Here is a 20,636-nt window from a genome sequence, read left to right on the forward strand (position 1 = left end):
CCGGAGCGGCGTCCATCGGCACTCGATCGACGCTCGATCCGATCACACACTGTACGCGCCGGTATACCGAAAGCGAGATCCGTGCTCGCGGACGGTCCCGCGATGCGGAACGGCGGCCGCTTGAAAACTGAAACACGTTCTAATACAGTCCCTCGCGTGGACTACGGAATCGTGCTGTTCACCAGCGACCGAGGCATCACTCCGGCGGCCGCGGCGCAGGCCGCGGAAGCCGCGGGGTTCGCCACCTTCTACGTACCCGAGCACACGCACATCCCGGTGAAACGCGAGTCGCCGCACCCGCGCACCGGGGACGCGTCCCTGCCCGACGACCGGTACAGCCGCACCCTCGACCCGTGGGTGGCGCTGGCGACGGCCGCGGCGGTCACCGAGCGGATCCGGCTCTCGACGGCGGTCGCCCTGCCGGTCGAGAGCGACCCGATCACGCTCGCCAAGACGATCGCCAGCCTCGACCACCTCTCCGGCGGGCGCGTCACGCTCGGCACCGGGTTCGGCTGGAACGTCGACGAGCTGACCGACCACGGCGTGCCCGGCAACCGCCGCCGCACCGCCCTGCGCGAGTACCTCGAGGCGATGAGTGCACTGTGGACGGAGGAAGAAGCCTCCTACGACGGGGAGTTCGTGTCGTTCGGCCCCAGCTGGGCGTGGCCGAAACCGGTCCAGGCGCATATCCCGGTCCTGCTCGGCGCGGGCCCGACGGAGAAGACGTTCCGCTGGATCGCCCGCCACGCGGACGGCTGGATCACCACACCGGCGGACACGGATCTGGACGGCCATGTGGCGCTGCTGAAGGAGATCTGGCGCGACGAGGGCCGGTCCGGAGCACCGGCGATCTGCGCGCTGGGCGAGCGCCCGGACCCGGCGCGGCTGGCGCACCTGGACTCGCTCGGCGTCACCGAGGTGATCTTCGGGCTCCCGGACCGCTCCCCCGACGAGGTGTCGGCCTGGATCGGCCGGCTGGCGGGAAAGCTCGGCCTCGCCACGGCCCCCGTCGCCTGACCACGTACCCCGGCCACTCCGGTCACCGTGTCGGCCGACACGACGGCGGGGGCGCGGTTCTCCCGCACCCCCGCCGCGCAACCTTCCGGCCTCAGCTCTTCGCCGCCACGCCCTGACGGGCTCGCAGGTCGAGCTCGATCTGCTCCAGCGAGCGGCCCTTCGTCTCCGGGACGAGCCACTTGGTGAGCGCGAACAGCACCACGTTGATCCCGGCGAACAGGAACATCGAACCGCCGATGCCGAGCGAGCCCACCGCGGAGATGAGCGGGAACACCGCGCTCACGATGCCGGTCGCCGCCCAGAGGATGACGCTGCTGACGCCCATGCCCGCCGCGCGGTACTTCAGCGGGAACACTTCGGCCATCATCACCCAGACGACCGCGCCCCAGCCGAGTTCGTAACCGACCAGGTACAGCACCATCATCACGAGCATCAGGATGCCGCGGGTGCCGGTGTCGTGGACGTTCAGCACCACGAGCCCGGCGGCCACCAGCGTGATCACCATGATCACGTTGCCGATGAGCAGCAACGGCTTGCGGCCCCAGCGGTCCACCACGAACACGACCCACGCGGTGAACAGGAACTTCGTGACGCCCAGCAGCACGCCGGACAGCAGCGCGGCCTGCGTGGCGAACCCGAGGCCGATCAGCATCGTCGGGAAGTACGCGTTGATCGCGTTCACGCCGCTGAACTGCTGGCCGACCGCGAGCAGGGCGGCGACGATCATCATCGGCCGCACGAAACCGGAGAACAGGTCGCGGAACCGCGGCTTGTCCTCGGTGTCCATCTGGATCACGCCGCGGATGGTCGCGATCTCCTCGTCGAGGTCCACGGTGTTGCCGTGCGCGCTCGCCAGGACCCGCCGCGCCTCGTCTTCCTGGCCGTTCTTGACCAGCCAGCGTGGCGTCTCCGGCAGGAACGCGAGCCCGACGAGCAGGATCGCCGCGGGCACGATCGCGCCGGCGAACATCCAACGCCACGCCGAAATCGGGCCGAGCCAGTAGCTGACCAGGAACGCGATCAGGATGCCGAGCACGATGAAGATCTGGTTCAGCGCGCCCATCGCGCCGCGCAGCCGCGCCGGCGCCAGCTCGGAGAGATAGGTCGGGACCGTCGAAGACGACAACCCGATCCCGAGCCCGATGATCAGGCGCGAAATCACCAGCAGCGCGAACGTCGGCGAGAAGGTCGCCGCCAGCGTGCCCACGATGACGATCGCCGCGGCGACCATGATGGTGCGCCGCCGGCCGAGGGCTTCGTTGATGCGGCTGGAGAACAGCGCGCCCACGATGGCACCGACCGAGAGACTGGCGGTGATCACGCCCTTGTCCCAGGCGGTCAGCGACCACGCTTTCCCGATGAACGGGAGCACCCCGGAGATCACCCCGAGGTCGTATCCGAACAGGATTCCGCCGAGTGCGCCGAAGAAGTACAGAGTTGTTCGGCTGATTTGCCGTGGCGGGGCCGTCTGCGTCATTGCCGGGTCGCCTCTTTCATAGGTCCAGTCCAGCCAGCGGCCACCACACTCACACGCCGGAAAAAACCGGGCAAGACAGTCCTTGATAACGATTCAGAAACGTGATCGCTGTTCACATATGTGATAGCGGCTGGCGCACAACATTACTCCGTACGCCGAATCTCCATTCACAACCTCGAATCCGTGCACTGTGGACACGGATCGCCCCGGAAAGCGGTTCAGGAATCCATTGTGGACACGCGGGACGGCGCTGCGGGTGAAAGCGCTCCCGGATCCGGCGCTCGGCGACCGGACGTCGTCGGCGTTATACACCGACGGAGAAAGGGTGGTGGGCGGACGCAGCGGAGGGGGTTCAACCCACCCCCAGGTGGTTGAACCCCCTCCGCGCCCCCAGACCGGACCGCCGCTCCGAGCAGCCGCAGCCTGCTCGGGGCCGATGTCCGATGTCTGTCGAGTACCACTTTCCTCGGTACCGGCATCCGCCGCCATTCCTGCCCGGCGGGCAGTTTTTCGGGCGCACGCACCCCGCCTGAGCTGCGGAAATCGTAGATCGAGGTACAGAAATACCCAGCCGGGCCGGCAAAAATTACCCGGTCACGCGCTTTCCAGCACGACCTTGCCGACGTGGGCGCCGGACTCCAGGTGCTTGAACGCGGCCGCGACGTCGTCGAAGGCGAACCGGCGGTCGATCACGGGCCGCAGGCCGGTTTGTTCGATGGCGCGGTTCATGGTCTGGAACGTCTCGCGGGAGGCGTTGGTGAGACCGCGCAGGGTCAGCTGCTTGACCAGCACGAGCACCGGGTCGGCCGCGCCCTCGTGGGTGAGGACGCCGGCGACGCTGACGTGCCCGCCGACCCGCGCGGCGAGCATCGACTGGCCGATCGTGCCACCCCCGCCCACGTCGACGACGTGGTCGACGCCGCCACCGGCCAGCTCCGCCGCGGCGAGCCCCCACTCCGGGGTGGTCGTGTAGTTGATCGTCTCGGCCGCGCCGAGCTCGCGCAGCCGCGCCAGCTTCTCGTCCGAGCTGGAGGTCGCGATGACGCGGGCGCCGGCGACTGCGGCGAACTGCAACGCGAACGTCGACAGGCCACCGCTGCCCAGGGTGAGCACGGTCTGGCCGGGGAACACCCCGCCTTCCTCGACGACCGCGCGCCACGCCGTCACGCCGGCGCTGGGCAGCGTCGCGGCCTCGGCGTAGTCCAGGTGCGCGGGCACGGCCACCAGCGCGTCCTCGGGGAAGACGGCGTACTCGGCCAGCGTCCCGTCGAGCGAGCCGAACAGGTCGTCCGCGGTCTTCTCCGGCGTGCCGGGACCCGCGAGCCAGTTCGGGAAGTACGTCGCCGCCACGCGGTCGCCCGTGGACCACGCGCGCACGCCGTCGCCGACCCCGACGACCTCGCCCGCGCCGTCCGACAGCGCGACGACGTCCGGCTTGACCGGCTTCGGGTAGAACCCCTTGAGGATCATCAGGTCGCGGGCGTTGACCGCCCAGCCGTGCAGCCGGACCAGGACCTGGCCGGGGCCGGGTTCGGGGGCGTCACGCTCGCCGAGGACGAGTCCGGCGCCGGGACGCGGCAGGGAAAAGTACTTCACAGCGGCTCCAAGGAGGTGGGAAACCCATCAACAGGGCCAGTGTGTCGAAGTCGCCAGCTCTTCGTCGACCATCACGAGAAGATCCGGGGTCAGTTCGGCGAGCGACGCCGGGAAGTGCCGGACCCCGAGCCCGGCCATGAACTCCCGCTGCCGCGCGTGCGCCGGGCTCGACGGGAACCCGACGAAGCCGGCGCCGTGCCCACGGGCGTCGGCGGCCACCCGGCTCACGTCGTCGACGAACACGATCTCGTCGAACGCGACGTCGAAGACCGTGCGGGCGATGTGCTCGACACCCGGCCGATGCTCGTTGATGCTCACGTACGGCACTTCGGCGTCGAGCAGCGCGGTGAAGTCGCCGAGGTACCGGTCGAACGTGTGCTCCCGGGTGCGCCCGCCGTAGCAGACCAGCCGCACGGGCAGCCCGCCCAGCGCCGTCAGGCAGTCCTGGACGCCTTCCGCGACGCGGATCGGGTGCGCCCGCAGGTAATCCTGCCGCGCGGCCCACAGCTGCTTCAGCGTCTCCTCGGCCGGCTGGTCCAGCTCGCAGAGCCGGGTGATCTTCTCGGCGACGACGAGGTCGCGCAGCCCGATCACGTCCCGTTCGGCTTCGGCGTCGTACACCCCGCCGTGGTCGGCGACGAACCGCGCGATCATGCCCAGGTAGGTGTCGTCGATGAGCACGCCGTCGCAGTCGAGGGCGACCACGCGCAGCTTCCGCAGGGCGCTCACCGCTGCGCGAACACTTCCCGCGCGGCCGCGATCGCGTTGAGCGCGGCGGGGAAGCCGCAGTAGAAGGCCAGGTGCAGGATCGTCTCGACGATCTCCTTCTCGGTCCCGCCGACGTTGAGCGTGGCGTGCAGGTGGACCTTCAGCTGCGGGGTCGCGGTACCGAGCGCGACGCACGCGGCGATCGTGACGATCTCGCGCAGCCGCAGGGTCAGGTGCGGCCGGGTGTAGATCTCGCCGAAGGTGAACTCGACGATGTACCGGGCCAGGTCGGGCGCGATGTCTTCGAGCGCCCGGGCGACCTTCTCCCCCGCGTCGCCGTCGACGGCCTTCATCGCGGCCAGGCCGCGCTCGTAGCGGTCCTCGATGCCGGCCCACGGCACGTCCGCCGCGGCACCCGTCGGCGGTTGTTCGGCCGGGAGGGTGGCGAACACGGTCTTCAGCTCCCCCAGCGCGTTCAGGGTCGCCGGGAACCCGGCGAACGAGCTGATCTGGATGGCCGTCTCGACCAGCTGACGGCGGGTGCAGCCGACGTTCAGCGCGGCCTTGGCGTGGAACTGCAGCTGCGAACCCGCGTAGCCCAGCGCGATGAGCGCGGCCACCGTCGCCAGCTGGCGATCCGGGAGCGGGAGGCCGGGCCGGTGGTAGACGTCGCCGTAGATGAACCCGACGCACTGTTCCCCGAACGCGCCTTCGCCGATGCTCTCGAACAGGTCCAGCACCGCCGGGCGCTCGACCCCGCCGAGCTGCTGGATCAGGGCCAATCCCTGGGCGAAGGACGCGGCAGCGTGGTCCTGCTCCGGCACGTCGGACATCGTCGTGAGGTTCCTTCCGCGGTGGTGGTGGGTCCCGGTTCAGCCGAGGTAGGCCCGGGTGGCCTGGTCGGCCTTGCGGCGTTCGAGGGTGTCGATGCGTTCCAGCCGGATCATCGCGTAGTCGATGCCGGCCGTGGCGACGGTGCGCCCGTGCTGGCGCACCACCGCTGAGGCGCGGAACTTCAGGTGGTGCTCCCGCTTGACGTCGGACTCCTCGATGCGCGACTCGACGGTGGCCGGGAGCGGGAACAGGAAGTCCTCGAAGGACATGTCGATCCGCTTCCACACCCCCGCGTAGCCGGCCGAGGTCAGGGCGGGGCGGACCGCGGTCTCGAACTGCGCGATGCAGATCTGGCGCATCGCCTCGATGATCACGATGCCCTGCACGTGTTCGCCGGTGTGGTGGTCGAGGACGAGCTCGTTGTCGCGGTGCACGTGCAGGTCGGCGACGCAGAGCGTGGCCTCCGGGCTGTGCACGCCCGCGAGCAGGACGTTCTCCGCGCGGTGCTTGTGGACGATCGCCGGGGCGGCCTGCAGCGGCCGGAACGCGGCCGGGTCCGCCAGGCACACCGAAGCCTCGCTCTTCTCGGCGGCGGCTTCCAGCAGGTCGCAGTCCGTCCCGTCGATGCCCTGGCCGGGGTGGACGACCCAGGTGCAGCCGGCCAGGTCCGGGCCGTCGGACGTCATCAGGGCCAGCAGCCCCGAAACCGTGAACACCTGGTCGCCGCGAGCGAAGCGGGCGAAGCGGTCGGCGACCACCACGACGTGCCGGCGGGTGAGGCCGGGCAAGGCCCAGTCCGGGGCGGCGTCGGCCGGTCCGGCGGGACTGTCGTGGGGTGCCCGGCACGCAGAACCATCAGGTCCTGCCATCGGCACCTCCATCCGGATCTGGTCGAAGTCAAGGCCGCGCCGACGCCTGCGCGTCCACAAGAGCCTCCGCGAGGTTCCGGGCCGTCGTGACCGAGCGCCAGCGCGGACCGGACAGCTCGGCGGCGAGGACCTTGAGCATGGCACGCACCATGTCCGGCTGTCTGCCCACATCCGCGATCAGGAGTGGTTCCACTTGGGCCGCGGCCCCCTCGAGATCGTCGAGCAGCAGGTGCGTGCGGCCCGTGTCGATCCGGATCATCGGGTCCATCGCTTCCCAGCGGTTCTCGAGCGACAGCTTCTCGTAGGCCTCGCGCGCGGTCCCGAACTCGCGCAACGCCGCGGCAGCCTGCCCGACCGAGAGCAGCGAGGTGCCGGCCATGTAGTGGCGGCGGTCCTTGGTGATGTTGAAGAACCGGTCTTCGCCGCCGGCCCCGAGCTCCGGGTCCTCGATGCTGGTCCAGCGCGCGATCGCGTCCAGCACCTGCGGCTCGGCCCGCACGGACGACCACCCGCGCGCCTCGGCGAGGATCAACGGCGCGTCGGTGAGCCGCCCGCCGGCCTTGTAGTTGAGCCCGTCGGCGGCCAGTTTCGCGGACTCCACGCCGTTGCCGGCCCAGAACGCCACCCGCGCCTGCGACGTGCGGACCCAGCGCCGGGCCAGCAGGTCGTCGGCGTACTGGGTGTAGAGCCACGCGGCGGAGTTGAGCTCGCGCGAGAGGCGGTACCGCCCGAGGTCCCCCGCGATCCACGCCATCATCGCGGCGCACTTCGCCCCGACGAGCAGCAGGTCCTGGGTCTGCTTCGGCCGCTGCCGCCCCTTCAGCAGCGCAGCCGTGCGTTCCCCGACGACGGCCAGCTGGCCGAGCGCCGAGTCGGGCGCGGTCCGCGTGTACGCGCCGCCGAGGAAGTTGAGGTCCGACCACAGGTCGTCGAGCTGGACGTCGTCCACGTTGGTCTTGGTGAGCAGGATGGCGTCGTCGAGGGAGCTCGCCCCGACCTCGGTGTCGGCGGCGCGGCCGGGCTCGACGCGGACGATCGAGCGGATCGGGTAGGTCAGCACCGGCGCCGCGTCCCGGGCGGCGGCCGGCGCGACCGTCTCGACGTCGGCGTGGTACTCGGCGAGCTCCTTGGCCGGCAGCTGTTCGAGGTCACGCAGCCCGAGCAGGGACTTCCAGCTCGTGCCGTACACCCGGGCCAGCACCCGCAGCGCCGCGACGGTGGGCCGGACGCCGCGCTCGGGCCACTGCTCGTACTCCCAGATCCGCGTACCGCGCATACCCGCACGGGGGTCACCCGTAAGGGTGTTGTACTGGTGCGCCGCCACGTCGAGCGACAACTCGGACGCCAGCCGCCACGCCGTGCGGGGCGGGACCCGGCATTCGACGATCAGGTTCTCCGCCACGCGGGCCGGGATCGCCTCGTCGGGAAACCCCAGGGCGGCCAAGCGATCGCGCAGCTGTGCACGGTAGGGCTTACTCCCTGGCTTGACCTGTCGACTCATCGTTCATCCAACGATTTCCGGAGTACTGGTGCACCGGTCGACAGTACCGCAGCGTGACAGTGGCGGCCCACGATGTGACAAAGGTGCGGCACAAGTCCCGGACGAACCGGAGGACCGCGACGAGGCAGGAAAAGGGTGGTGCCGGCCGACCTGGGGGTCATCGGCCGGCACCACGGGGCGGGCGAACCCGCCTCGGCCATTATGCATGTGCAGCCGGCCGCGCGCAGCGCCGGACGAACTTCTCACACCTTTCGTGGGACGGGTCAGCCCGCGGCGAGGAAGTGCTGCCGGATCCCGGCGCCGAACGCCGTCGGCGTGCCGTCGTAGGCCGAGATCAGCGCGGGGCCGCTGGAGCAGTTCCAGGTGTTCCAGGTCCAGCCGAGGTAGGACGCCTGGTGGCGGTCGAGCCAGTCCATCAGGCCGGTGACGTAGCCGCTCGCGCAGTCGTTCTCGCCGATTTCACCGGCCACCAGCGGCACGGCCGCCGCGACCGGGGCGAGCTGGCTGTCCCAGCAGGACGCCGAGGCGCAGGTGTTGAAGTTGTACGAGTGCCACGACGCGACCAGGTTGCCCGCCGGGTCGTTCGGCTTGTACTGCAGCCACTGCGTGAGGTCGTTGGAGTAGGCCAGGCCGCCGAGCATGAGCACGTTGGTGGCGCCGGTCGCGCGGACGGCGTTCACGAGCGTCTGCATGCCCGCCACCGCGTAGCCGATGCCGGTGCAGGCGGAGCCGCCGTCGCGCCAGCACGTCCAGGCCGCCGCCGAGCCGGAGACCGCGCGGTCGAGGTAGGGCTCGTTGAACAGGTCCAGGATCGTCGCGTCGTCACCCTTGAACGTGTTCGCGACCGACGTCCACAGGTCCACCGCGTGCGCGGCGTCGGTCATCGGCTTCTGGCACGTCGAGTTCACGTCGGCGCACGCCGAGGAGTTCCCGGTGTAGGCGCCCTGGGTCCAGTGGAGGTCGAGGATCGCGATCAGGCCGTTCCGGTGCAGCAGGTCCACATAGGACTTGAGCGCGGCGCGGTAGGTCGCGCCGGCGTAGGCGGGCTCGACGTTCGGCAGGCCGAGCCAGCAGTCCTCGTTGAACGGCACGCGCACGACGTTCGCGTGCCAGCTCTTGATCGCGGCCACCGAGGCGGCGTCCATCGGGCCGTCGAAGATCCCGTTGCCCTGCACGCAGGCGAATTCACCGCCGGAGCGGTTGACGCCGCGCAGCGTGACGGGCGTGCCCGCGCTGTCGGCCAGCCGGTTGCCCGCCACGTGCAGCGCGGGCGCGCCCCCGGCCGGCGGGGTCGTGGTGGTCGTCGTCGGGGGCGGGGTCGTGGTGGTCGGGGGTGGCGTGCCGCCGCACGGCGCGCCGTTCACGCTGATCGACGCCGGCGCGGTGTTGGTGCCGCTGTAGCCGAAGTTGGCCCCGGCCGTGACCGAGGCGTTCGGGGCGACGGTGCCGTTCCAGCCCGCCGGGGTGACGGTGACCGTCTTGCCCGTCTGGGCCCAGGTGGCGTTCCAGCCCTGCTGGAGCTGCTGGTTGCCGGCGTAGGTGTAGCTGATCTGCCAGCCGGACAGCGGGGCCGTCCCGACGTTCTTCAAGGTCAGGTTCGCGGTGAAGCCACTCCCCCAGTCGTTCACGGTGTAGCCGACTTCGCAGGCCGTCGCCGCCGCGGCCGGCGTCGGCGTGCCGAGGGTGAAGGCCGTCGTCGCGCCGACGACGGCGAGCGCGCTGAGGGCGCCGAGCAGTGCTGGACCGGAACGCATCGATCACTCCTTTGTACACGACGAGAAAATGAGAGCGCTCCCAGCAACGGTGGACCCTAGCGCGCGGCCCGGCGGCTGTAAACCTCGTGGCGAACTCCCGCGAACACTCCGGAATCCACTCCAACGGCGGCATCCGGCCGACTCGGGCGGTGGCTCAGCGCGATCGGGACATTTCTTTCCTGACAACAGGTTCGGCCGTTCAGGAGTGTTCAGTACCCGATCCAGGCGGAACGGCCCCGGAAAGCCGCCCACCGGATCGGGCCGCGTCCGGGTCGCGCTTTACAACAACGACACGACGGGGTTACCTTCTCGTCGGCTGGAAGCGCTCCCATGCCAGGTCACGATCGCCAGAACGTGACCACGAAACACCAGGGGCGCCGCGGTTTCCGCCGCGGCGTCCCTGTTCGTGTCCCGTGGGCGCGCCCCGAGTCCCGTGTCCTGGGAGAGGAGCCCCGATGAAGAGGTTCGCCGGAGCCCTGGCCGGGCTCTGCCTCGCCGCGGCGAGTACCACCGCGGTCCTCGCCGCGAGCCCGGCCGCCGCCGCCCCCGCCTGCGGCGTCGACTACCGCGTCGACCAATGGTCGACCGGGTTCACCGCCCAGGTGACCGTCACGAACGGCGCCACCGCGCTCTCGTCGTGGACATTGTCGTGGCACTACGCGGGGACCCAGGCGGTGACGTCCGGCTGGAACGCCACGGTCCGCCAGTCCGGCACGGCGGTGACCGCGGAGAGCCTGTCCTACAACGCGTCCCTGCCCGCCGGCGGCACCGTGACGTTCGGCCTGCAGGGCACGTACTCCGGCAGCAACCCGGTGCCGGTGGACTTCGCGCTCAACGGCGTCTCGTGCGGTGGCGACGCCCCGCCCACGCCGACCACCACGACCACTTCCGCGCCACCGCCCGCGGGGTGCGCCGACGTCTGCGACGACTTCGAGCAGCAGACCGGCACCACCCCGGGCGGGCGATGGACGGTCGGCGCGGCGAACTGCCAGGGCACCGGCACGGTCACCGTCGACAGCACGGTCGCGCACTCGGGCACCCGCTCGGTCAAGGTCACCGGCCAGGGCGGCTACTGCAACCACGCCTTCCTCGGCACGGCTCTCGCCGCCGGGAGCGTGCGGTACGGCCGGTTCTGGGTCCGCCACACGACCCCGCTGCCCACCGGGCACGTCACGCTGATGGCCCTGCGGGACACCGCGGACGGCGGCCGCGACCTGCGGGCGGGCGGCCAGAACCGGGCCCTGCAGTGGAACCGCGAGTCCGACGACGCGACCCTGCCCGCGCAGAGCCCGGCCGGCGTCGCGCAGAGCGTGCCGCTGCCCACCGGGACCTGGTCGTGCTTCGAGTTCGGGATCGACGGCCCCGGCGGGCAGCTGCGGACCTGGCTGAACGGCACCGAGGTACCCGGCCTGGTCGCCGACGGCGTCCCCACTCCCGACGTCGACCAGCAGTGGCTGGCCCGGGCGTGGCACCCGTCGCCGGCCGACCTTCGGCTGGGCTGGGAGAGCTACGCCACCGACGCGGACACCCTCTGGTTCGACGACGTCGCGACCGGCCCCGCGCGGATCGGCTGCTAGGCACCGCCCTCTAAGCGACGATGCGGTCGATCTCGGCCAGCTCCTCGTCCGTGAAGTCCAGGTTCGCGACCGCCGCGACCGTGTTCTCCAGCTGGGCCACGCTGCTCGCCCCGATCAGCGCCGAGGTCACCCGGCCGCGGCGCAGGATCCACGCGATCGCCAGCTGCGCCAGCGACTGGTCACGCCGCTCGGCGACGTCGTTCAGCGCGCGGATCCGGCCCAGGGTCTCCTCGGTGATCCGGTCCTGGGTCAGGAACGGGCTGGCCCCCGCCGCGCGGGAGTCGGCCGGGATGCCGTCGAGGTAGCGGTCGGTCAGCAGGCCCTGGCTCAGGGGCGAGTACGCGATCGAGCCGACGCCGTGCTCGGCCAGGGTGTCCAGCAGGCCGTCCTCGACCCAGCGGTTGAGGATCGAGTACGACGGCTGGTGGATCAGCAGCGGCGTGCCGAGTTCGCGCAGCGCCCGCAGCGCGGCCTCCGTCTGCTCCGGCGAATAGTTGGAGATACCGGCGTAAAGCGCTTTCCCCGACCGGACCGCCGTGTCGAGGGCACCCATGGTCTCCTCGATCGGGGTGTCCGGGTCCGGCCGGTGCGAGTAGAAGATGTCGAAGTGGTCCAGACCGGTGCGGGCGAGGCTCTGATCGAGGCTCGCGAGGACGCTCTTGCGGGAGCCCCATTCGCCGTACGGGCCGTCCCACATCAGGTAGCCCGCCTTGGACGACACCAGGATCTCGTCACGGTACGGCCGGAAGTCGGCCGCGTAGTGCCGGCCGAAGTTCGCCTCCGCCGCACCCGGCGGCGGGCCGTAGTTGTTGGCCAGGTCGAAGTGCGTCACCCCGAGGTCGAACGCCCGCCGCAGCACCGCGCGCTGGACGTCGAGGGGCTTGTCGTCCCCGAAGTTGTGCCACAGGCCGAGCGACACGGCGGGCAGCTTGAGCCCGCTGCGCCCGGCGCGCCGGTACGGCATGCCCGCGTACCGGTCCTCGGCGGCGACGAAAGGCGACATGGTTCTCCTTGTCGGGAGGGAAAAGGCTCCCGCAGTCTACGGGCGTGATCAGCTTCCTTCGACGATCGCGCCCCGGTCGAGCGACAGCGCCCCGGCGAACGACACGCCCGGCGCCAGCACGGGCAGCAGCGTCGCCTGGTAGGCGTGGTAGACGTCCGGCTTGCCCGCCCAGACCGTCGCGGCGGGCCGGTTGCGCGGGTCCAGTTCGTGGTGCCACGAACCGCGTTCACGGTCGACGAAGCAGGCTTCGGCGTGCGCGCACCACTGTTCGAACCGGGCGAGGTAGGCCGGGTCGCCGGTCTCCTGGTGCAGGGTCCACGCGGCGGCGATGGCCTCGGCCACCACCCAGTGGAGGCGGTTGCGCACCACCGGGACGCCGTCGAAGCCGGTCGTGTACACGAAGCCGGGGTGGCCGTCGACGGCCCAGCCGTCCCGCACCGCCGTGGCGAACAACGCCTCCGCGTCCGGTAGCAGCCACTCCGGCGCTTCGGCGCCGAGCGCGCGCTTCAGGTGTACCGCCAGGCGGGACCACTCGAGCAGGTGCCCGATGGTGACGCCGAACGGCCGGAACGGGTGCGCCGGCTCGTCCCGGTTGAACTCCAGCAGCACGCGCCAATCCGCGTCGTAGTGCTCCGGCAGGCGCCAGCCGTGCGCGCGGGCTTCGCCGTGCACCAGGTGCTCCACAATGGACAACGCGCGGGCGGCCCAGACCGGGTCGCCGGTGACATCGTTGACAGAGAGCAGCGCTTCGACCGTGTGCATGTTGGCGTTGGCGCCGCGGTAGGCCTCCAGCCGCGTCCAGCCGCGGTCCCAGACGTCGGCGACCAGGCCCGGCCCGGCCTCCCAGAACCGGCGGTCGACGACCTCGAGGGCTTCCGCCAGCAGCGCGTCCGCGCCGTCGGCCCCGGCCGCGACGGCGCTCGTGGCCGCCAGCACGACGAACGCGTGCTCGTAGGCGCGTTTCCCGTCGTCCACCGGGCCGGCCGCGGTCGCCGAGGCGAACCAGCCGCCGTGCTCGGCGTCCCGCAGCAGCCCGGTCAGCGCCGCGACGCCGTGCGCGACCTGCTCCGCCGCGCCCGGCACGCCTTGCAGCGAAGCGAGCGCGAAGACGTGCGTCATCCGGCAGGTGATCCACGTTTCGACGGGCCGGTCGAGCACCGGGTGCCCGGTGTCGTCGAGCCAGGCGAAGCCACCCGCGGGGTGCGCCGCCGGGGCGGCGAAACCGAGCAGCCGGGCGGGTTCGGCCCGCACCCAGGCGGGAACCGAAGACGGAATGTCCACTTTCCGACAACCTTGCCTTTCTCGACTGACCAGCCCGTGATCGGCTGCCTTTCCCAAGGTATGCCAAAGCTCGCGCGCGGGTCACCCGCCCCCTGCGGGAGATGTTCCGCAAGCCGCCGTCACCGCGTACCCTGACTTTGGGAGCGCTCCCAGTCTTCGACGCACGTAACCCGACGAAGGGACCGACGTGACCAGGAGACGAAGTACGATCCTCGCCGCCGTCACCGTCTTGGTGGCGAGCCTGACCGCCGTGCTGCTGAACACGGGCACCGCCGAAGCGCACGGCGCCCTGATGAAACCGGGCAGCCGGACCTTCCTGTGCTGGCAGGACGGGCTGAGCTCGACCGGCCAGATCATCCCGCAGAACCCCGCCTGCTCGGCCGCGGTGGCCACCAGCGGCGCCAACTCGCTGTACAACTGGTTCGCCGTGCTGCGCTCCGACGGCGCCGGGCGCACCCGCGGCTTCATCCCGGACGGGAAGCTGTGTTCCGGCGGGAACCCGAACTACGCCGGGTTCGACCAGGTCGGCGACTGGCCGCTGACCCACCTCACCGCCGGGGCGTCGTTCGACTTCTCCTACAACGCGTGGGCGGCCCACCCGGGCTGGTTCTACACCTACGTGACGAAGGACGGCTGGGACCCGTCGCAGCCGCTGACCTGGAACTCGCTGGAGGACCAGCCGTTCCTGACCATCGACCACCCGCCGGTGACCGGCCAGGTGGGGACCGTCGACGGCCAGTACAAGTGGACCGGCGCGCTGCCGGCGGGCAAGTCGGGACGGCACGTCATCTACTCGGTCTGGAAGCGCTCCGACAGCGCCGAGACGTTCTACGGCTGTTCGGACGTCACCTTCGACGGCGGCCACGGCGAGGTCACCGGCGTGCACGATCCGGGCACCCCGCCGACCACGCCGACGACGCCGACGTCTCCCCCGCCCACCGGCGGCTCGTGCATGGCGATGTACCAGATCACCAACACCTGGAGCGGCGGCTACCAGGCCACGGTGACGATCATGAACCACAGCACGACGGCGTATTCCGGCTGGCAGGCGGGCTGGACGCTGCCCGCGGGCCAGACGGTCGGCAGTGTCTGGAACGGCACGCTGAGCCAGTCCGGCTCGGTGGTCACAGTCCGCAGCGCGGACTGGAACGGCCGGGTCCCGCCGGACGGCGAGACGACGTTCGGCCTGGTCGTGAACGCGTCCGGGACCAACCCGGCCCAGCCGTCCCCGACCTGCCAGGGCACCTGAGGCCGAAGTCCGTGAATGGCCCGTCGAGGGACTCGAAGTCCCTCGACGGGCCATTCACGGACCCGGACGCGGGGGGCCGGTGCTGCCGCGGGTGATCAGGGTCGGCGGTGACGTGCAGACGTCGCCGGGGTCGCCGCCCGTCAGCAGGTCCCGCAGCACCGACACCGCGAGCGCGCCGAACTCCGCTACCGGGCGCCGGACCGCGGACAGCGCCGGGCGGACCAGGCGGCAGAGGGCCGAGTCGTCCCAGGCCACCACCGAGACGTCGCCCGGCACCGCCAAGCCCAGCTCCCGCAGCGCGGTGAGCCCGGCGACGGCGAGGACGTCGGTGTCGAACAGCAGCGCGGTCGGCGGGTGCGGCCCCGCCAGCACACGGCGGGTAGCGCCCGTGCCGGCGTCGCCCGACAGGTCCGTGTGGACGGTCCGGGCACCGGGCAGGCCCAGCCGGTCCGCCACGGCGGCGAACGCCTCGGCCCGCACCCGCGACCGCACCAGCACGGCCGGCCCGGCGATCCACGCGACCCGGCGGTGCCCGAGCCCGGCCAGGTAACCGAGCACCTCGCCGACCGCGGCGGCGTCGTCCATCCGCACGGACGGGACGCCCGGGTGGCCGAGCGGCCCGCCCAGTGCCACCGCCGGCAGACCGATCCGGGGCAGTTCGGCGATCCGGACGTCGTCGCGCCGCGGGCCGGTGAGCAGCACGCCGTCGGCCCGCCGCTCGCCGTGCCAGCGCCGGTAGACCGCCAGTTCGGCGGCGTGGTCCGGGGCGACCTGCAGGATCAGCGACGCCGCCCCGAGCTCGCGCTGGATCCCGGTGAGCAGGGCCGGGAAGACCGGTTCGACGCCGAGGACGTCCGCGGGCCGGGCCAGCACCATCCCGACCGCCCCGGCGCGGCCGCCCGACAGGGCCCGCGCGGTGCTGCTCGGCGCCCAGCCCAGTTCCCGGGCGATCGCGGTGATCCGGTGCCGGGTCGCCTCCGAAACGCCGGGGCGGCCGTTGAGGGCGTAGGAAACGGCCCCTTTGGACACTCCGGCCTCGCGGGCGATGTCGGTGATCGTCGGACGCTTCATCGCGCTCCTCCACGGGACCCGTTGCACCACAAGAACTCGACCCCAGTGCTTAACCGATTCATCGCGTGCCCGTGTCCGTCCGGACACCCGCAGTCGCCCACCTTGACACCCGTGGCCTGCGGAAACAAGACTCCAATCGGGAGCGCTCCCACCCTCGTGTGCGAGCGCGAGTCGCGAACCGGGAGTGCGCACGCGTGAGGAAGTTCCGAAGAACACTGGCGGCCGTCACGGCCGCCGTCCTGCTGGTCCTGACCGGGGGCTGCGGCCCCGCCACGCCCGAGAGCTTCACGCTCACGCTGGCGACGTTCGGGCAGTTCGGCTACGACGACCTGATCCCGGGGTACGAGTTCACCCACCCCGGGCTCACCATCCGCCAGGTCCGGACCGAGCAGGGCGGCCCGTACCACCAGGACCTGCTGGCCAAGCTGCAGAGCGGGCAGGGCCTGGCCGACGTCCAGGCCGTCGAGGAGGGCCATCTCGCCGACGTGCTCGCGCAGTCGGCGAAGTTCGCCGACCTGGCCGAGGTCGGCCCGCCCGACGTCAAGCCCGGGCGCTGGCTGGAGTGGAAGTACGAGGCCGGGCGCAGCAAGGACGGCAAGCTCGTCGGGTACGGGACCGACATCGGCCCGCTCGCCCTGTGCTACCGCAAGGACCTCCTCGACGCCGCCGGGCTGCCGACCGACCCCGGCTCGGTGAAGACGATGTTCGCCACCTGGGACAGCTACTTCAAGGCCGGCGAGCGGTACGTCAAGCGCTCGAAGGGCAAGGCCTGGTTCGACTCCGCCGCGCAGAACTTCAACGCGATGGTCAACCAGCTGCCGGTCGGCTACCTCGACCGGCAGGACCGCCCGACACTGGCGACGAACACCGCGCTCGAGGCCGCCTGGAACCAGGTCACCACGGCCGTCGAGCAGGGCCAGTCGGCCGGGCTGACGGCCTTCGCCGACGACGGCAACGCCGGCCTGCGCAACGGGACGTTCGCGACGAAGGTCTGTCCATCGTGGATGCTCGGCGCCATCGAGCAGGAGGCCGGAACCGCCAACGCGGGCAAGTGGGCGATCACCGACGCGTTCCCGGACGGCGGCGGCAACTGGGGTGGCTCCTACCTCACGGTGCCGGCGGCGAGCCCGCACCAGCGGGAGGCCGCCGCGCTGGCCGCCTGGCTCACCGCGCCGGAGCAGCAGCTGCACGCGTTCCGGGCCAGCGGCAACTTCCCCAGCCAGGTCGACGCCTTCGCCTCCCCCGACCTGCTCAGCGAGATGAACGGCTACTTCGGCGGCGCGCTGAGCGGGCAGGTCTTCGTCGCGCAGGCCCGCAAGGTCGGGAAGCCGCAGTACAAGGGCCCCGGCGACGGGAAGATCCAGGAGACGGTCGTCGCGCCCGCGCTCAAGGCCGTCGAGCAGGGCGCCGACCCCGCCGCGGTCTGGCAGCAGGTGAAGCTGGGGGTGAGCCAGGTCGTGCCCTGACCGGAAATCCGCTGGAACGGGGGCGCCGGAGCGGGCAGGGTGGCGAGCATGACCACTCCCCTGCCCGCGCCCTGGCAGCGCTTCGGGGTCCGGCGCCCCGGTCCCGCCGATCACCTTCCCGTGCTGGCCCTCCTCGACGACTGGTGGGGTGGCCTCGGCGGCGAGGAAGGCGTGCGGCAACGGGCGCTCCTCCTGCCGAAGCTGATGTTCCAGCACTTCGGCGACAGCAGTTTCCTGGTTACGTCGGACGAACGGATCGTCGCGTTCCTGATCGGGTTCCTGTCGCAGTCGCGGCCGGACGAGAGCTACATCCACTTCGTCGGCGTCGATCCCGCCGAGCGCGGGCACGGCCTCGGCGCCGCGCTCTACGAACGGTTCTTCGCCCACAGCCGGGCACACGGGCGCTCGGTCGTCCGGGCGATCACGTCGCCGCAGAACAGTGGTTCGCACGCGTTCCACACCAGGATGGGGTTCGTCACCGAACCCGGGCCGAAGGAGTTCGAAGGACGGCCGGTCCAGCCCGACTACGACGGGCCCGGGCTGGACCGGCTCTCGTTCCGGAAGGACCTCAGCCCGACAGGCTGAACGTCTTCACACCCAGCCCGGTCTGGCCCTGCCACGGCTCGAAACCGAACTGGACACTCGTCAGGTACCAGGCGTCGCTGATCTTGCCCCGGCTCACCGCGTCCCGGGTGAAGTCCGTGAGGTTGACGCCGAGGCTGTCGGTGCCGCTGGTCCGGACGTAGGAGATGACGTTCCAGCCGATGTTGCCGAACCAGACGTTCCAGGTCGCGCCCGCGAGCTGCGCGGTACCGATGACACCGCCGACCGGCTGTGGGGCGCCGCGGTGGTTGCCCCAGATCATCACCTCGGCGCCGGTGTTCTGCCCGGCCGGGCGGGGATTCGGGTCGTACCAGACGTCGTAGGAGGCGTCCCACTGTCCGGCTTGGACGGTGGTGTAGTCCACCCGGGACGTCAGGGAGCCGAGGGACCGGACCTGGCGGGGCAGGCCGCTGCCGGTGCTGCAGTTGCCGTAGTGGCAGCCGGCGTAGACCGACGGGTAGCTGCCCGGCGCGCCGTTCGTCGGCCGGTTGTGTGACGCCGTCGTCACACTGAAGCCGGTGCCGGACACCGAGAGGCACTGGGTCGTGTCGTCACCCCAGTTGTTGTTCTGCACGATGTAGCGGCCGCCCTGGATGCGCAGCGAGCCGTACTTGTCGCACAGCTGCGTGTCCGCGGCCGCCGGTGGCGCGGTGAGCACGACACCGCCGGACAGCAGCACGGCCGCGGCTCCGAACGACGCCATTGTGGCTCGTAGCCGGTTGCTCATGAAGACTCCTTCCGGTTGCGGAACGGGTGGAAACCCGGGCCGGACGGCGGCTGCGCAGGCACCGCCCGGCCCGGGAGATCGGTTACTGCACCGCCGGGTAGGCGTTCTGGACCAGCTGCTCGAACTGGGCCTCGAACCACTTGCCCGACAGCGGCGAGTTCGGCAGGGCGCCGGTCAGGTTGCCGCCGTTGGCCTGATCGCTGCCGTGGAAGGTCGGGTCGCACATCCCGTCGAAGCCCTTGCCTTCGTCGTTCGGGATCTGCTGGCTCGCGCCGTCGGACTCACCCGGCGGCTTGATCCAGACGTAGGCGTCGAAGTGCGCCGCGGGCGACGCGGTGGGCCGCACGCCGAGCCCGGCCCCGCTCTGGTTGCACCAGTTGCCGCGGTGCAGCCGCCGGTCGATCCGCCCGGAGTTCACATAGCTGTCCACAGTGGACCCCGACGCGCCGGTGGGCCGGGCCGAGCCGCCCCAGCCGTTGCGGGAGGTGTCGATCAGCATGCCGATGCCGCTCGGCAGGCCCGCGGAGACGAACGCGTTGTACATCGCCGTCGCGAACGGCACCTCGGCGAAGTACGGGTTCCACTGGTAGAACGTGGCCGACCGGAGGGGCTGGCCGCCGACGTTGAGGCTCGAGTCCGGCAGGTTCGGCTCGGTGAGCGGGGTGTAGTTCGCCGTGTCGCTGATGAACCCGTCGATGCTGTTCACCCCGGCGGTCGTCCCCTGCAGCGTCTGCTTGACCAGGTTGACGAACGGGCCGAAGTTGCTGTCCCAGCCCAGCCACGCCGAGTGCGCGATGTCGAGGTAGTTGTAGACGTTCGAGATCGCGTGCAGCTTGTTCAGCGCGTACTGGATGCCCTGGGTGTAGGCCCCGGTCGACTGCGCTTCGGCGCACTTGGCCGTCGCGGTGTTGGTGATCAGGTTGGGCAGCGAGTCCGGTTCGACGACCGCCACGACCCGCAGCGGCGCGTACTTCGAGTCCGACAGGATCGAGGCGATCGGGTCGATGTACTCGCTCTTGTACCGGGCCAGACCGCCCGAGCCGGCCTGCAGCTCACCGTTGGACGCCAGCGCCGCGCAGTCGCGGTTGGGCAGGTCGTAGACGACGATCTGGATCGTCACCGGCGTGCCGCTGCCGCTCTGGGCGAGCGCCGCGTCGAGGTGCCCGCGCAGCCCGCGGGCGCTCGACGTGCCCTCGATCGCCGCGATCCGGTCCAGCCAGACGGCGGTGGAGGTGTTGGCCACCTTGGCCATCTGGGTGCCGAGTGTGCCGCCCTTGGCCGCCGCCGCCGCGGTCACCGACGCCGACCAGTCGGGGTTCACGTACCCCTTGGCCCCGGAGTAAGGGTTGTCCACGTGCGTCCCCGGCTGGGGCGGCGTCGTGGTGGTCGTCGGGGTCGTGGGCGTCGTCGGCGTGGTCGGGGTCGTCGGCGTGGTGGACGGACCGCCCGTGCTGCCGTCGCAGACGACGCCGTTGAGCGAGAACGACGCCGGAACGGCGTTCGTGCCGGAGTACGAGCCGTTGAAGCCGAAGCTCGCGGTCGCGTTCGACCCGAGCGCGCCACCCCACGACGGGTTCTTCGCGCTCACGTGCTTGCCGCTTTGGCTGAAGCTCGCGCTCCAGCCCTGCTGGACCTGCTGGTTGCCGGCGAAGTCCCACTGGACGTCCCAGCTCGAGACGGCGTCGCCCAGGTTGGTCACCGCGAGGTTCGCGGTGAAGCCGGTGTCCCACTGGTTGACGGTGTAGGTCACTTTGCAGCCGCTGGCGGCGGCCGCCGGGCTGCCGCCGGCCACCACCAGGCCGGCCACGACGGCCGCGGCCGTCACCGAGGACGCCACGGCGAGCCGTGACTTCCTCTTCGCGGACCAGAATCCACTCTTCATCGAGTGCGCTCCTTCGGGTTG

17 protein-coding genes are annotated in these 20,636 nt (G+C 71.2%); 5 read left to right on the forward strand and 12 right to left on the reverse strand.

Annotation, left to right across the window (positions count from 1 at the left end):
- Positions 1–156 precede the first annotated feature (156 nt).
- A complete protein-coding gene (locus OHS18_RS07815) occupies positions 157–1,017 on the forward strand; it encodes a TIGR03619 family F420-dependent LLM class oxidoreductase (protein ID WP_328454512.1) in 861 nt (286 codons plus the stop codon).
- Between the two features lie 91 nt (positions 1,018–1,108).
- On the opposite strand, the gene OHS18_RS07820 is transcribed toward OHS18_RS07815, so the two are convergent.
- From OHS18_RS07820 to OHS18_RS07850, 7 genes are all read right to left on the reverse strand, one after another.
- Positions 1,109–2,494, reverse strand: a complete 1,386-nt coding sequence (locus tag OHS18_RS07820) for a sugar porter family MFS transporter (RefSeq protein WP_328616477.1) — start codon at positions 2,492–2,494, stop codon at positions 1,109–1,111.
- A 594-nt stretch (positions 2,495–3,088) separates the two neighbouring features.
- Positions 3,089–4,090 (reverse strand): zinc-dependent alcohol dehydrogenase family protein, encoded by a 1,002-nt coding sequence (locus tag OHS18_RS07825; protein WP_328616478.1) that lies wholly within the window; start codon positions 4,088–4,090, stop codon positions 3,089–3,091.
- Positions 4,091–4,117: 27 nt separating this feature from the next.
- Positions 4,118–4,819, reverse strand: coding sequence for an HAD family hydrolase (locus OHS18_RS07830; RefSeq protein ID WP_328616479.1), 702 nt, complete (start codon positions 4,817–4,819; stop codon positions 4,118–4,120).
- The gene (locus OHS18_RS07835; RefSeq protein WP_328616480.1) at positions 4,816–5,631 is read right to left on the reverse strand and encodes a carboxymuconolactone decarboxylase family protein; all 816 of its coding nucleotides are present in this window, start codon (positions 5,629–5,631) and stop codon (positions 4,816–4,818) included. The genes OHS18_RS07830 and OHS18_RS07835 overlap by 4 nt, the downstream gene beginning before the upstream one ends.
- 39 nt (positions 5,632–5,670) lie before the next feature.
- Positions 5,671–6,501, reverse strand: coding sequence for an AfsA-related hotdog domain-containing protein (locus OHS18_RS07840; protein ID WP_328454503.1), 831 nt, complete (start codon positions 6,499–6,501; stop codon positions 5,671–5,673).
- Positions 6,502–6,529: 28 nt separating this feature from the next.
- Positions 6,530–8,002, reverse strand: coding sequence for a hypothetical protein (locus OHS18_RS07845; RefSeq protein WP_328616481.1), 1,473 nt, complete (start codon positions 8,000–8,002; stop codon positions 6,530–6,532).
- Between the two features lie 263 nt (positions 8,003–8,265).
- Positions 8,266–9,756 (reverse strand): cellulase family glycosylhydrolase, encoded by a 1,491-nt coding sequence (locus OHS18_RS07850; RefSeq protein WP_328616482.1) that lies wholly within the window; start codon positions 9,754–9,756, stop codon positions 8,266–8,268.
- A 455-nt stretch (positions 9,757–10,211) separates the two neighbouring features.
- Between OHS18_RS07850 and OHS18_RS07855 the strand changes: the two genes are divergently transcribed.
- The gene (locus OHS18_RS07855) at positions 10,212–11,333 is read left to right on the forward strand and encodes a cellulose binding domain-containing protein (protein WP_328616483.1); all 1,122 of its coding nucleotides are present in this window, start codon (positions 10,212–10,214) and stop codon (positions 11,331–11,333) included.
- Positions 11,334–11,343: 10 nt separating this feature from the next.
- Here OHS18_RS07855 and mgrA read toward each other — a convergent pair whose 3' ends face one another.
- Both mgrA and OHS18_RS07865 read right to left on the reverse strand, forming a co-directional pair.
- Complete coding sequence (gene mgrA / locus OHS18_RS07860; protein WP_328616484.1) at positions 11,344–12,336, reverse strand: L-glyceraldehyde 3-phosphate reductase; 993 nt, start codon at positions 12,334–12,336, stop codon at positions 11,344–11,346.
- A gap of 48 nt (positions 12,337–12,384) precedes the next feature.
- The gene (locus tag OHS18_RS07865; protein WP_328616485.1) at positions 12,385–13,617 is read right to left on the reverse strand and encodes an AGE family epimerase/isomerase; all 1,233 of its coding nucleotides are present in this window, start codon (positions 13,615–13,617) and stop codon (positions 12,385–12,387) included.
- A gap of 187 nt (positions 13,618–13,804) precedes the next feature.
- Between OHS18_RS07865 and OHS18_RS07870 the strand changes: the two genes are divergently transcribed.
- A complete protein-coding gene (locus OHS18_RS07870; protein ID WP_328454492.1) occupies positions 13,805–14,866 on the forward strand; it encodes a lytic polysaccharide monooxygenase in 1,062 nt (353 codons plus the stop codon).
- Positions 14,867–14,920: 54 nt separating this feature from the next.
- On the opposite strand, the gene OHS18_RS07875 is transcribed toward OHS18_RS07870, so the two are convergent.
- Positions 14,921–15,937, reverse strand: coding sequence for a LacI family DNA-binding transcriptional regulator (locus OHS18_RS07875; RefSeq protein WP_328616486.1), 1,017 nt, complete (start codon positions 15,935–15,937; stop codon positions 14,921–14,923).
- A 194-nt stretch (positions 15,938–16,131) separates the two neighbouring features.
- Here OHS18_RS07875 and OHS18_RS07880 point away from each other — a divergent pair, with 194 nt between their 5' ends.
- Together OHS18_RS07880 and OHS18_RS07885 are read left to right on the forward strand one after the other, a co-directional pair.
- The gene (locus OHS18_RS07880) at positions 16,132–17,403 is read left to right on the forward strand and encodes an ABC transporter substrate-binding protein (RefSeq protein ID WP_442875347.1); all 1,272 of its coding nucleotides are present in this window, start codon (positions 16,132–16,134) and stop codon (positions 17,401–17,403) included.
- Between the two features lie 48 nt (positions 17,404–17,451).
- Entirely contained in the window at positions 17,452–17,988 is a 537-nt protein-coding gene (locus OHS18_RS07885) for a GNAT family N-acetyltransferase (protein ID WP_328616487.1), read from the forward strand.
- On the opposite strand, the gene OHS18_RS07890 is transcribed toward OHS18_RS07885, so the two are convergent.
- Together OHS18_RS07890 and OHS18_RS07895 are read right to left on the reverse strand one after the other, a co-directional pair.
- Positions 17,972–18,733 (reverse strand): GH12 family glycosyl hydrolase domain-containing protein, encoded by a 762-nt coding sequence (locus OHS18_RS07890; protein WP_328616488.1) that lies wholly within the window; start codon positions 18,731–18,733, stop codon positions 17,972–17,974. The genes OHS18_RS07885 and OHS18_RS07890 overlap by 17 nt on opposite strands.
- 82 nt (positions 18,734–18,815) lie before the next feature.
- A complete protein-coding gene (locus tag OHS18_RS07895) occupies positions 18,816–20,615 on the reverse strand; it encodes a glycoside hydrolase family 6 protein (protein WP_328616489.1) in 1,800 nt (599 codons plus the stop codon).
- Positions 20,616–20,636: the final 21 nt, after the last annotated feature.

The organism is Amycolatopsis sp. NBC_00355, from assembly GCF_036104975.1.
Lineage (GTDB): Bacteria > Actinomycetota > Actinomycetes > Mycobacteriales > Pseudonocardiaceae > Amycolatopsis.

Excerpts from the sequence above, each read along its gene's own strand:
- mgrA (WP_328616484.1), bottom strand. The coding sequence starts at position 12,336 with ATGTCGCCTTTCGTCGCCGCCGAGGACCGGTACGCGGGCATGCCGTAC.
- OHS18_RS07840 (WP_328454503.1), bottom strand. The coding sequence starts at position 6,501 with ATGGCAGGACCTGATGGTTCTGCGTGCCGGGCACCCCACGACAGTCCC.
- OHS18_RS07835 (WP_328616480.1), bottom strand. The coding sequence starts at position 5,631 with ATGTCCGACGTGCCGGAGCAGGACCACGCTGCCGCGTCCTTCGCCCAG.
- OHS18_RS07845 (WP_328616481.1), bottom strand. The coding sequence starts at position 8,002 with ATGAGTCGACAGGTCAAGCCAGGGAGTAAGCCCTACCGTGCACAGCTG.
- OHS18_RS07850 (WP_328616482.1), bottom strand. The coding sequence starts at position 9,756 with ATGCGTTCCGGTCCAGCACTGCTCGGCGCCCTCAGCGCGCTCGCCGTC.
- OHS18_RS07885 (WP_328616487.1), top strand. The coding sequence starts at position 17,452 with ATGACCACTCCCCTGCCCGCGCCCTGGCAGCGCTTCGGGGTCCGGCGC.
- OHS18_RS07890 (WP_328616488.1), bottom strand. The coding sequence starts at position 18,733 with ATGAGCAACCGGCTACGAGCCACAATGGCGTCGTTCGGAGCCGCGGCC.
- OHS18_RS07875 (WP_328616486.1), bottom strand. The coding sequence starts at position 15,937 with ATGAAGCGTCCGACGATCACCGACATCGCCCGCGAGGCCGGAGTGTCC.
- OHS18_RS07895 (WP_328616489.1), bottom strand. The coding sequence starts at position 20,615 with ATGAAGAGTGGATTCTGGTCCGCGAAGAGGAAGTCACGGCTCGCCGTG.
- OHS18_RS07820 (WP_328616477.1), bottom strand. The coding sequence starts at position 2,494 with ATGACGCAGACGGCCCCGCCACGGCAAATCAGCCGAACAACTCTGTAC.
- OHS18_RS07855 (WP_328616483.1), top strand. The coding sequence starts at position 10,212 with ATGAAGAGGTTCGCCGGAGCCCTGGCCGGGCTCTGCCTCGCCGCGGCG.